Raw genomic sequence first — 12652 nt, 5'->3', positions numbered from 1 at the left:
CAACGAAAGGTAATTCCTACATTTCAGGCGCAAAATCGTACAGTTCAGAGAAAAAAATAAAACTAGCTGTCTTTGAAGTATAATAGACTTATTGGAAAAAAATAAAATGCATACTGTACTATGCTATACTATAGTTAAGAAAACTATTTACAAAAGATCATGCAACTAACTTCTGAGAACTTTAAATTATTTATTAGTGTAAAAAAGGACACCTTCCCAACGAAGATATCCTGTCTAAATAAAGCTTATAAAACCAAACACTATAAAGGAGGACGTCCAAAAACGCTAAGTCTATAAAAACAGTTGATGCTAAACTTGCGTTATTTATTCTATTGACCAACTCTACGTCTCCTAGCTTTTGATTTTGGTCTTGGATTAGCGACAGTCACCGAACGATAATATTGGTAGAAGATACTCTTCGTTCTTCAGGTCTATTTGCCTTAGACAACTTAAAAGCAGCAAGTGTCACTATAGCTATTGATGTCATAGAAAGTCCTATTTCAACGTCCTAAAAGAAACCAAAGTAAAATTATTCAGGAAAAAAGAGACACACCACGAAGACACAAGACTTAATTTAAGATTCTTTAGGTCTTGATATCATTAGAAATCTTGATTTTAAAGGCTTTAGAGTTCAAAAAAATTAACGATATTTAATAATATTACATTATATTGGACAGTAAATGGACAGTGACAGAGTGTTTGAAGGAGAGTAAAAGAGGCTTAAATGCCTCTTTTTGAGTGTTTACACATAATTATTGATAGTATCTTAACAATTCGATTTGTCAATTAATAATTTAATAACATTGTTAAAAGTATTGTTATTCCTTAGTGTCACAATCTTATTAAATGGACTTTTCATAATTTTTTTAGAATGTAATGATGACTGATATTCTTCCTTAGAATTAGAAATCACAAAAAGAGCTGTTTCACCAATAAAAAATTTCAAATCATTCGTATCCCACTGATTTTCAATTATTTCTGTTATTATTTCTCGATTTGTTTCTCTTAAATAAAAGAGTGCATCCCTACGATAAGAATTGTTATTCCACCACCAATTAGGTAATTTCTTAAAATCCTGCATAATTTCATTGGAAGAAATCACTACAAAAGGAATATTAAATGAATATGATGTTCGGAATAATTCTGAAATCAAATCTACTATTTCTTGAACACCTTTGTCAGTCTTAAATAAAATATTTCCAGTATTAAGATAGCTTACCACATCTAGAAATCCTAAATCTATCAACTGTTTTTTTAATACTATCATACTAACTTTATTCTGTTTACCTAAATTAATTCCTCTTAATAACAAGACATATTGCATTTACTTCTCCTTTGAAATTGAAATATTAAACTTTTGGGAAATATAGAGTATTTTCAATTTGAATCTCATGTGAGTATTGATTGTCAAACAGGGGAAAAACTTCCTCCAATAGTAAATTATCATTATTTTTAAAGTACTTAATAAATATTTTAACGAGATCAATTGAAGCAAGGTCAATGTAAAACGATTTTACTTTACTTCGTTCATTCCGATTTACTTGATAGTAGTTTTTCAATATTTTTTTTACAAAGAAACGTTTCGGAAGTCCCTCTTCTTCAAATTTCTTTAATATTTCTAAATATAACTCCTCAAGGGGAACCAACAAATTAAACACATTCTTTATTATATATGATTTTCGTACGAGAACTACGTTACCACACTTTATTTTTGGTATTGTACACTGAACCATTCGTCGTGTTTCATCAACAATTTCATCTATCTTATAAATATTAATGAGATTCAAATCAAATATCGCAGAGGTTTGATATGAATTAAAAAATTGAAGTTGAATTGGCAATAGTTCATTTGCAACTGAACTCATGTATAATGGAAAAATTGCCTCTCCTCTATAAAATATATCAACCATTTCTGTTTTATTACTATATTTAAATGTTAAATCTTCAGTTTTTATAATGGTATCTTTTTCATTAATATCCAGTCTTTCTGTAGTATCTAGCAAAAGCCTTGAACTTAAGATTGATTCATGCACACCTAAGTTACTGCCAAAGCTCTCACGAATTTCTACCAAATTAGTCTTTATTGAATTCTTTAGATATTTTACTAAAAGGGTCTTATCAATATTATAATATTTAAAATATCTAGTAAATCTTGTTAAGTAGCCTCTGTAAATTTTATTGATTACTACTTCATCTTGACCCTCTTGTAAAAAAAATGTTGATGAATTAGCAAATTTCGATGTAATATCACCGAAAGACTTCAACTCGGTTTGAATGAAATCTCTAATATCTACCTCATCTAATCCAGATTTAATAATTTCTTTTATTTTTTTGAAAAAAGTTTTACGAGCTTCCCTTATTACATTTAAATCCTGACTGTTTGATTCATTTAAAGGCAACTCCTCAATAACTTGTCCAAATAATTTATAAATTTCAATATTATCTCCTCTAATTTCCTCTGTAGAAAACTTTTTAACAAATTCTTGAGCGAAAAGGATTCTAGCATCTAACATCCAATCAAATATTATTAAATAATTTTGTAAAAGCAATAGCGACTTTACATCTAGATTACTACACCTAGGAGTATAATCGTAATACAACATATCCTCATATATTAAAGTGTTATTATTAATTTTAATATCTAAAATATCTTCTATTTGAACCAAATAAGACTTCATTTCTTTTAGATAATAAAATCTTTTTTTATAGTCAGAATCACTAAATTTTTGAACTATTTTTTCAATTTTTTTTACTATATTTTTAATTTCTTGTAAGATACCAGTTTTATCGTCAAAATAATCAAGTTGATTGTAAAACTCCTCAAATATATCCTTTTTACTTTCATCCAATATTAAGTCAGAGAATATTAAACCACTATTTACAAAAGAATCAAATAAACTCTCTACTTCTTCTAAAGTTAATTCAATTCCAGAACATTTACAAATTGATTGAATTTCATCAAAGAAATCTAAAAAATTAAAACTCTTTTTATCTAAATGTTTTAAAATTTTTTCATAAAAAAAATTATTTCTAAATGTTTTGAAAGTATCTACGTTATTAATTATTCTGTCAGCACTCAAACTAGTGTTTTGTAGAATAATACTTGTAGAATCTTCTCCTATATTCAAAAACGAAACTCTGTAGCTCACTTGTTTTCTGAACAATTTATTTTTCAGAATAGTGTCAAAAACCATCTTTAAAATAACAAAATTAATTTCAACTTTTAAAATATTCTCTTTATGTTCAACAACGTGGTTATTCTTAATCAGTGCAGTAGAAGCATATAAACTAAATGGAGTAGTTTTAGTTACTCCTCTGACAAATATTTTTAGCATTGTTTCATAAAATTGTCTAGTTTTCTTATCATTGCGTCTATGAATAAGAAAATTATTTAAATCATTTTCAAGATTAGTGCTTATTAATGGTAATAAACTATTCAAGGTTTCAAATGTTTCAGATTTTCTGAACTCATCATTCATTATTTGTACTTGTTCTTTAAACAGTGCTTGGTAACTTTCTTTTAGAAATTGTTTTTCAGAAATGTAAAAATTATAAGCATTGATCAATTCTTTTAACTCAGCTGAATTATTCAAACCAAGTTTATTTATATCTATCAACTTATTTTTTTTTAATTTTTTATTTATATCATAGTAATTACTAATATATTCAACTCTTAATTTTTCATTAATTAGATTGATAGTTGATATTCTATTTGATTCATTGTCTTTCAATCTATCAATAAAATCTAAACTGAAATCATAAAATAATTTAGAAGATAATTTATCTAACCCTTCAAATTTAGTATTTGTTTTACGATCAATTATATATTCCAATAAATAATTTTCCATTTTATAACCTATTAAGTAAACTACTTGACACCTTTGGATTCTCTAATGACAGAATCAATCTTTCCACACCGAGTGTTGAATATTCTTCAGAAAGTCGTCTTAATTTATCAGGAGACACAACAATGGTTCTACTTTTATCATCAAATTTTAATGTATTATTTTTTGAGACTAGCTTAATTCGAAGAAACATGTTCAATTCAATATCGGGAAAACTAGTTTTGATATCAGAAATTATAGTTGGCTGACTGTACCAAATTATATTTCTCTCAATAATGTCTGCATATTTTTGAAGTAAGTCCATATTTCTAGTAGAAACTGTCAATTTCGGAATTTTTATATCTTTAAACCACTTTATATAAGTTCTGCTTTCTACACTTGATAAACCTGATACTTGATTCTGATAATATGCCACATACCTATCAAGCCATTTCTCAAATAATATTCTCTTTTCATCATAATTTATACCAAGTAATTCAAATACTGCATTTTTTGCTCCGTCACCTATTCCGAAAATAAATTTAGATTTTTCTTTTAATTCTAGCGTAGATAGAATTTCCCTAATAGTATTTTCTGGTGTTCTAAATGAAGTATTTATTACAGCTATCCCTAAAATAAATTTTTTATCAAAAGTTGAAGAAAGTTCATTCACAAAAAGAAATGGATCCAAGCAACTACCTTCATCTCTATCCAAAAATTGGGCAACAGGTAAGTCTCTAACCCAAATACTATCAATTTTATTATTCTCTATGTCTGTTAGTAATTCAACATCTGAATGATATCCATTTAATGAGATAGGTAACATTATTCCATATTTACTCATATCAAACCTTTCTAGATTTCATTTTATAAATACATTATGATTTTTCTTTTAATGCTAATTTCCCATTTGGACTAAGTGAAATAAATGAGACCAATCCAGCGACTAAAAAACCAATCCCTATAAATCTTAATAAATTTCCATTTGAAAAGTATTTAGAAAGTTGACTGAAAAACCAAATAGAGATTGGAGAAATACCGAAAGCAACATATTTGAAAAAAGTATTTACACTACCTAAAATTTCCTTTGGTGTTTCAATTTGTCTTAATGTAATTATATAGATAGTTCTAATACCCATTGAAAGATATATCAATAAAAAAATAAGAATGAAAATAAAATAATTATCTACCAACAAAAGTAACAAACCACTTATTGATAGACCGACAGAAGAGATTCTCATTAAAATTGTAAATATTTTATTATTCTTTGAAGCAAATCCTATCAAAACAGAAGATAATAATGAACCTATTCCGCTCATTGACATTATTATTCCAACTTTTTCAATACTATTTTCAGAAGCATATTTTGTAAGTATAACTGTATCCAAAGGTGCATCAAAAATATTTCCTATTATCAAGACAATTAAAGCAATTGTTAATGTAGGATTTTTTAGAGTATAGGTAAACGAACTCACTAAAGATGTCTTACTTTTGGTTTCATTAGAAGTAACTATTACCTCATCAATTATCAATGAATTAATTAATGTAAGCAAAGTAATAGATAATACAATATATAGAATAGATATTATTATTCTTTTGTTGACTATAAAATATGAAATATTTGGAGAAAGAATGTATGCTAAACTACTCATGAAATAAAGAGAAGAATTATACTTACTTAGTTTCTCTGAAGGTACAATTAATGGAAAATAAGATGATTCTGATACGCTGTATAACGAAGTATTGAAGTTATTTACAGCAAGAATCAAAAGTATTACTAGAAAACTATATTTTTCTTCTATAATCATAAAAAGAGTTAAAATATCTACCAAAATATCTATAAAAAGAGTTAGGCTAATTATTTTTTTTCGATTAAATTTATTAACAATCGTAGCAATTAAAGGCCCCAGAATCAAAAATGGCAAAGTATCCGCCAACATTATGTAACCAATTTCCAAAGTTTTTCTGAATTCATTAGAAAAGTACAAAATAAGTAACACTCTGAAGACTGTGTGAGTAAAAGTTATTAGATTTGCGGATAGATAGAACGAATTAATTATATTTTTTTTCATTATTGCTCTCTTTCTAAAGTGATAAATAATACTTTAGGTATAAAAATGGGGTCATTTACATCTCTCATAAGGACTTCTATATTAATAATTTTAAATCCAACTTTATTGAAAAATATTCTAAACTTATTTTCTAAATCTTGGGTTAATATTCTATTATGAAACCACAGTCCAATAACAAGCGTTCCATTTTTAGATAAATTTTCAATTATATTTTTTAGAAATATTTTCTTCTCTTGAATATACTCCATAATAAAATTTGCTACAACTAAATCAAATTCAATAGATAAATTAGGGAAGCTTGAATTTAAATCATTATTTATAAATTTTACATTGTTGAGATTAATTTTTTTCGGATTAATATCTATAATAACAACGTTACTTTTTGTTACTCTTAAATTTGAAATCTCAGAATCAAAACCTAAAATAAGTATATTTTTTGCATCTACATATAGATTGCGCTGCTTAAAATTTAATTCATCAACTAAACTTAATATTTCTTTTTCATATTCTTTGTATTTTTTCATCGTTTCATTAACTATGTGGTAAGGGTAATCTACCTGCTATCTTTTTAAAATCTATCGGTAAATATGCAGTTGGTGCATTTATAAAAAAACCGGGAACTAGAACTCTAACAGCTTCCCATCCTATTTCTTTTATGTCATTTGATGTCACAACTGAAACGATAACTTTTTGATTCTTAATTTTAAAATAATTAATTAACGAGTTCAAATCAGTGTAAATTCCTTCAAAAATTGGCTCTTCCACAATCTCAGTCAATCTATATTTAAGTAAATCGAACGCTCGTGGATCCAGATAATATTGTAAATTGTGAATTAAGTCAAACATATCCATTTTATCTGTTCTGAAATCATCCATATAATATCTATTCATATTATCAGATTTTAAATATGCTTTTACAGGATCATTATCACTTATATTTCCATCAATTAAATTTAGCATATTGTAATGTAGTTGAACTGCTTCCGCTTTTGCTTTTACCATAGCATCTTCTATATCAAACTTTGTAGAAAAACCTACAGCAACAAGTTTTCTAATATTATCATAGATAAATGTAGCAACAGTTGGTACAATAGCATCGATTTGGTAGGATAAAAATGTATAATCTCCATCAATTTCCTTTTTAATAAGTCGTTCTTTACTATCAAAGTACCACCATTTGATAGAAGCATCTCTTTCAATCACTTCCATTAATGCACTTTGAACAGCTTTATCTACATTAATTCCACTTGCTATTCCAGACAAATTTGGAAAATTAAATCTGTGATCAGTAAAATTAACATAAACAAGTGAAGCCGGTACATAACAATCCTCACCTGTCAAATAATTAAAAGAATCCTTCCAATACATTTTATCTACACGAGTAGCTTTTTTAAAAGGGAAACCTTCCTGTTCTAATAGTTCATCAGAATATGTAATAAACTTATTAAGTTCATAAAATGGTAAATTTTCTAAAGCAAGCTCTTCTTCTGACGCTAATTTAAGATTTTCGGGAACAATGTTTGCGCAATATCTTTCAATCGCTTCCCCCATGCTTGAATATAAAGCTGTATTAAAATCAATTGAACAACCAGTTCCAACACCATCAAAAAGATACTTTTTATCATACTTGTTCCTATCAGTCACTTTAGATCTAACGAGTTTAAATTCTTTAAAATTATCAACTTTAATCAATTCTATTTTTTTAATAATTCCTGTATACTTGTTGTAAAGTGCTGAGTTAACAATGTTTTCCACCATATAATACTCCTTCTAATTGTAGATGAACTAATTTTTCTTTTTTAGGATACCTAGGAAACATATTGTTACTAAAAATAATTTTGAGTAAAATTGATTGGTTTATTTTTTTAATACTTATAGGAGGAAACTCTGTTGAGTTTGAACCTTTATTTAATATAAATTCTGATAAAAGTATCGATTCATTATCTTTATTAAGATAAAAAATTTCACCAAAAATATCCTCGTCAATCGTTTTGTAAAATAATTTTAAGCTATTTAGATATTGAAAATCTTTAATTTCAAGATTAATAAAATTATTATCTAAAAAGATTCCTAAGACTTTTGAACCATTATTAATATTGGTTGTGTTATTTCCAATACAAGAAGAAAAATTCAATTTTTCAAATTGTTTGTCATTATCTAGAAAAAAGCTTTCATACACTTCATCCTTGACATTCTGAAAATATATTTTGCTAAAACCTTTTTTTATTTGTAGCCCTTTATACCATTCTACCTCATTAAAATATCTACCAATATTTTTTAAGTCATGATCTAAAGGAGTAACGATTAATTGTTTTTGAACATGTAACCATTGTTTATAATCATCAAAAGCATATTTACAATAACCATCTTTCCACCCAGCAATAATTATTACAGGGACTTTGGGGAAAACCACATCAAGGTCTTTTATTTTTGGTGGTGCAACTCTTGTTTCAATTTCTTTTATAATTCGACTAGTTACAATGATTGGACTACTTTTTTTACCTGTACCATGAATATTTTTCCACCATACAAAATCTCCCAATCTAAAAACTCCATCATTAAAAACTGCTTCCACTTGGTTTCGGACACCTACCCGAATTAATAGCTTTGTAGGAATCGAATTTTGTGTCTCAAACGCTAGAATGCGTGCACAATATGCTTCATAAGAGGAACCTATTATAACGATATTTGAAAAATTCTGGGAACGTAGATATCTTAGCAACCTAACTGAGTCCTTTTTTTCATTTTCATATGGAACCCATTCACCAAATGAACCATATCTTCCTCTGACATCCTGTAATAGAACACTATATCCATAATCACTATTTAATTTTTCGGCCCAATTAATATATTTTGATGCATCATAAGGAGTGCGAACGATAAAACAAGTATCATTCCCTTTAAAAATAAATGTTTGTAGCCCAACAATAAAAATTTTATCCATAATTATAACAGTTTCAAATAAAAAAACTTTAGATTTTTCAATAACACTTTAATTCTATTTATAGTATTTTCATCAATTTCAAGCAAATAATTATATTCAATCCCAGGAGGTATCACAAGAGTATCCATTGAAAATAAGAGGTTTGCGAACTCATTCAAACCGCATCTTGAAGACGGCCCAATTGAGGTAGAAATAATCCCATTGATCTTCCCATAAAAATTTTCGACTCCTAAATTTTCAATAAAATACTTTACATTTGAAGAATAACTACGATTATATTCAGGAGTTAGCCATAAAATACATTTATATCTACCAAAGATTGTTAAATAATCTGGCAACTTCTCGTATATATCATAAAGCGAAATAATATCAAATTCTAGTTTTTCAGATATTTCTAATTTTTTTAAAATATTATAATAAATAAATTTTGTATTATTCTCCGCTCTTCCTGAGCAATTAATAACTAATATTTTCATGTTTTTTTCCTAAACAGCCTGGAACCTTATAGATATTTAAAACTTCAAAAGTTTTTTTTGATTCATCGTAAATTCCATATTGATTCTTTTTTATTTTAGATATAAAATTTCGTTTTAAGTAATCATATTTATCAAATTCAGGACTTAAATATTCTATATTAGAATACTCTGAGCTCAGTAACTGTTCAAAACAGTGTAAACAATATGTGGATTTATTTTGATCAATTTTCAAAATAAAAAATAGATTCTGTGTTGACAATATAATCATATTTTCCTCACCTCAAAATATAGTGAAAAGGCAAACAAATTTAAAAAATTATTTATCTTCTTCTACCCATTCAAAGGCATTGTGTACAAGTGAATGGTGGCAACTCAATAAAATATTTGAAGTTGTTTTTGATTCTGATTGTTCAGTTAATAATTCTTCAATAGTTGGTAATTTCTTTTCAGACATATTAGTACCTCAATTCTTAGATTAAATTTAAAATGTTATCAATAAGCACTGAATTGTTTTATTAAATTATTTGTTGCCTTTCCACTACAAAACAGTTTCAGTTGAAACCACTTTCATTTTATTTGAGATTCCAAAAATTGTCAATTATATTGCTCATAGCATAATTATGGACAGTTAACTTAATTCCCAACTAAAAGTTGACAAAGAGTCAATCTAAATAGTAAAATCAAATAAAAAATGATAGGATGAAAGAGAGTAAGAAGAACCATGAATAATTATATCATAGACGTTTGGACACCTATTTTAAGAGAGGCATTATCTAAGTTTGGGTATGTATTTGAAGTAAAATTAGGTAAAGTGTTTTCTGTAAATGAAAGGTTAAACTACACAGAGATAATCCTTAATTATGAAGTTTCTGTCAACAAAAATGATATTGTCAATTTTTTCATATACTGTCAATAATTATGTGTAAATACTCTAGTAGAGCTTGAACTGCACCCCAAAAGTTAGACGGAAAAGATCTAACTTTTGGGGTGTTTTATAATGAAATTAACTTATGAAGATAAAACTCAAAGATTTGGACTTAAAAAGTAAGGAGCAACCTTTAAGCACTTTTCGAATTAATTTGGTGTGAATATTTTTGACCTGAAGTGTTTTAGGTCTTTCTAATATCATTCAGAACTCGATAATCTGTTTTTATGAGGATGGAAAGGTTAGTTCCTTCCCACCCAAGCGGGAGTTTAATCTCTATTTTTTTCTAAAACTTAGAAAATCTGATATAATAAGCTTTGTAGCTGTATTATTTTAAAACTAACAAAACTAAACTATTCCCCTATTTAAGAATATTGATTCAAATTTTATGAAATCAATCAGTAAATATCGTTCTGAAAAGCCTTGATATTACGCTGTTTTTTGTCCAACTGAACCCCGTACTTTCCAAACTAGGTCTTAAGAAAGCTCGTAAAGCATCACGATTCTCAAAACGTTAATCAACACGATTATATCAACGTTTCGAAACACTTCATGGTTCATACCATGGGGTGTTTTTTTGATGATTTTTAGCAAAATTCACACCAAATTAATTCGAAAAGTGCTTAAAGCTCTCTCCTTGCTTTCTCAATTCATATATTTGAACTTTATCTTCATAAGTTAATTTTATAATAAAAGCACCCCAAAAGTTAGACAGAAAAATCTAACTTTTGGGGTGCAGTTCAAAGTGATATCTCTTTTTACTTAAATGGATGTAAAGGGTCTTACAAAGTTCTTTTAGCAAAGAAAGATATTGAAAAAGAAACTACCTCAATATATAACATTAGAGTACAAAAATTACAACATCCACGGGATTCTCTTATCATCTAGTATTTCATTGGCATGTAATGAAGCTATTTCATGTTCAATAATTTTTACAGGAATTTGAGATAGAAAAATCGTTATACTCGACAATAAAAGAAAGACTAATGCTAATCGCCATTCTATATAGATAATGGCAACCACACTCATGATAAGGGTCCCTAAATTTGCAATTAGAGAGATTCTAGGAATCAATAAATTTTCTTGAATAAGGTCACTATTTTTGGTGATATTATTTAAGAAATCTGAATGGTTACGGTTGTCAATTTGGTTAAATTCACGCGATAAATAATGTAATAAGAGACCCTTTTTTAGATCTATAATAACTTTTTTTACATATTGATTTTTAAGATAGGAATAAGAACAAGAGATAAAGAACCACAGTAAAATTAAACTTACACAAATAGTGATATGAAAGAGTAATCCACTATTTGAATTAGTTATACTATCAAGTATTCTTCCTAATTGAAGAGAGAAGAATGTCATTAAAACAGCACTTGTCAAGCTTAATAAAATAATCAAGAAATATAGAAATTTATATTGTTTCATAATCTGGTTCATATCTTACTCCTTAAGTAACTCTGATGAGAATATTATAATCCAAATATGAAAATCAGAAACAAACTTCCCGCATTTGGGACGCAATGAATAATTTACACTAAATATAAAAAAATTATAAAATAATTATTTTTTAGAATAAGAGGAGAACTCATATTTTTATTTAACAATGAATATATCACACTAAACTAGATAAAATATACAAGTTAATTTGTACCGAAATTACTATATATTATAAGAAAAATAGAAACTCTAAAGCATTCTGTACACTTTAATTTTAATTCATCTCTTTTTGTTTCTCACACTAAGTACTAAGACGGGATTATAAGCACATCAACAAAAAGACTTTATTCAAACTTACCTTTGAATAAAGTCTTTTAACTATCTAAAAAGTTCACATTTTATGCTTATTTATGGAGTTAATGAAGCGCCAACTAAATCCTAGAACCAACATCAGATTGATGAAAAGGTACACAGCCGTAAAACTAGTTAAACCATATTGTCTGATATCATCAAAATATAAAGTAGGTTCAGTAAAGAACAAATAAATTCCATAAACCTCCACGAAAATAAGAAAACTGACAAAACCAATCAGGAAAAGTCCACTGGCAATAAGAAAGAGTCTCCATAAAAGAATGAGAATTCCTCCAACTGCTAAAAAAATTACTGGGATAAGGAGTAAATCATTCATGACTTTCTCCTTTCTAGTCAATCAATTGACGATAATGGGTGGCAAGAGAGGAATCAAACTCTTCTAATTTTTGAACTAAGTCCAAATACTCCTCTTTTTCATGTTCTTCAAACTCCACACCTAGATGATTCTGAAGAGAGATTTCCAATTGACTAGTGAGTTCTCGTTTAGAAAAACTGTAATCCCCAGTAATTTCCTCATAATGTTCCTTTAGCTCCTTGTAGGCTTGGTATTCTTCAGGTGTTTGAAATCCCTGTACTAAGGCCTCTTCTAATTGATAATA

At 27.3% G+C, this 12652-nt stretch carries 12 protein-coding genes and 3 pseudogenes; 1 reads left to right on the top strand and 14 read right to left on the bottom strand.

All coding sequences use genetic code 11. From position 1 onward, the window contains the following. Positions 1–159: 159 nt before the first annotated feature. Positions 160–575, top strand: a pseudogene (locus CBI42_RS13510) (IS5/IS1182 family transposase); the annotation flags it as partial. A gap of 191 nt (positions 576–766) precedes the next feature. On the opposite strand, the gene CBI42_RS10050 reads toward CBI42_RS13510, so the two are convergent. From CBI42_RS10050 to CBI42_RS09985, 14 genes and pseudogenes are all read right to left on the bottom strand, one after another. Continuing rightward, entirely contained in the window at positions 767–1324 is a 558-nt protein-coding gene (locus CBI42_RS10050; RefSeq protein ID WP_094753913.1) for a DUF1697 domain-containing protein, read from the bottom strand. A 25-nt stretch (positions 1325–1349) separates the two neighbouring features. Further along, positions 1350–3848 carry a hypothetical protein gene (locus tag CBI42_RS10045; protein ID WP_094753912.1) on the bottom strand — a complete coding sequence of 833 codons (2499 nt, stop codon included), beginning with the start codon at positions 3846–3848 and terminating at the stop codon, positions 1350–1352. Position 3849: 1 nt separating this feature from the next. Next, positions 3850–4668 carry a hypothetical protein gene (locus tag CBI42_RS10040; protein WP_094753911.1) on the bottom strand — a complete coding sequence of 273 codons (819 nt, stop codon included), beginning with the start codon at positions 4666–4668 and terminating at the stop codon, positions 3850–3852. A 34-nt stretch (positions 4669–4702) separates the two neighbouring features. Beyond that, on the bottom strand, positions 4703–5896 hold the full coding sequence (locus CBI42_RS10035; RefSeq protein ID WP_094753910.1) for an MFS transporter: 1194 nt from the start codon (positions 5894–5896) through the stop codon (positions 4703–4705). Next, entirely contained in the window at positions 5896–6420 is a 525-nt protein-coding gene (locus CBI42_RS10030) for a methyltransferase domain-containing protein (protein WP_094753909.1), read from the bottom strand. Before CBI42_RS10030 ends, CBI42_RS10035 begins: the two co-directional genes overlap by 1 nt. A gap of 7 nt (positions 6421–6427) precedes the next feature. Continuing rightward, positions 6428–7654 (bottom strand): YcaO-like family protein, encoded by a 1227-nt coding sequence (locus CBI42_RS10025; protein WP_094753908.1) that lies wholly within the window; start codon positions 7652–7654, stop codon positions 6428–6430. Continuing rightward, a complete protein-coding gene (locus tag CBI42_RS10020; protein WP_094753907.1) occupies positions 7635–8840 on the bottom strand; it encodes a CocE/NonD family hydrolase in 1206 nt (401 codons plus the stop codon). The genes CBI42_RS10025 and CBI42_RS10020 overlap by 20 nt, the downstream gene beginning before the upstream one ends. A gap of 2 nt (positions 8841–8842) precedes the next feature. Next, positions 8843–9316 carry an NAD(P)H-dependent oxidoreductase gene (locus CBI42_RS10015; RefSeq protein WP_094753906.1) on the bottom strand — a complete coding sequence of 158 codons (474 nt, stop codon included), beginning with the start codon at positions 9314–9316 and terminating at the stop codon, positions 8843–8845. Further along, a complete protein-coding gene (locus tag CBI42_RS10010; RefSeq protein WP_094753905.1) occupies positions 9297–9584 on the bottom strand; it encodes a hypothetical protein in 288 nt (95 codons plus the stop codon). Before CBI42_RS10010 ends, CBI42_RS10015 begins: the two co-directional genes overlap by 20 nt. A gap of 48 nt (positions 9585–9632) precedes the next feature. Next, on the bottom strand, positions 9633–9770 hold the full coding sequence (locus CBI42_RS12825; RefSeq protein ID WP_176752507.1) for a hypothetical protein: 138 nt from the start codon (positions 9768–9770) through the stop codon (positions 9633–9635). Positions 9771–10851: 1081 nt separating this feature from the next. Then, a pseudogene (locus CBI42_RS13315) lies at positions 10852–10929 on the bottom strand (transposase); the annotation flags it as partial. 236 nt (positions 10930–11165) lie between these two features. After that, positions 11166–11681 (bottom strand): annotated as a pseudogene (locus tag CBI42_RS09995) (ABC transporter transmembrane domain-containing protein); the annotation flags it as partial. Positions 11682–12072: 391 nt separating this feature from the next. After that, the gene (locus CBI42_RS09990) at positions 12073–12369 is read right to left on the bottom strand and encodes a DUF5966 family protein (protein WP_048789096.1); all 297 of its coding nucleotides are present in this window, start codon (positions 12367–12369) and stop codon (positions 12073–12075) included. 13 nt (positions 12370–12382) lie between these two features. Then, a partial coding sequence (locus tag CBI42_RS09985; RefSeq protein WP_094753903.1) for a DUF5962 family protein occupies positions 12383–12652 on the bottom strand: 270 nt, incomplete at its 5' end.

Source organism: Streptococcus sp. KR, assembly GCF_002238115.1.
Classification (GTDB): Bacteria; Bacillota; Bacilli; order Lactobacillales; family Streptococcaceae; genus Streptococcus.
The sequence above is the reverse complement of the archived record's forward strand: the minus strand, read 5'-3'. Positions and strand labels throughout refer to the sequence as shown.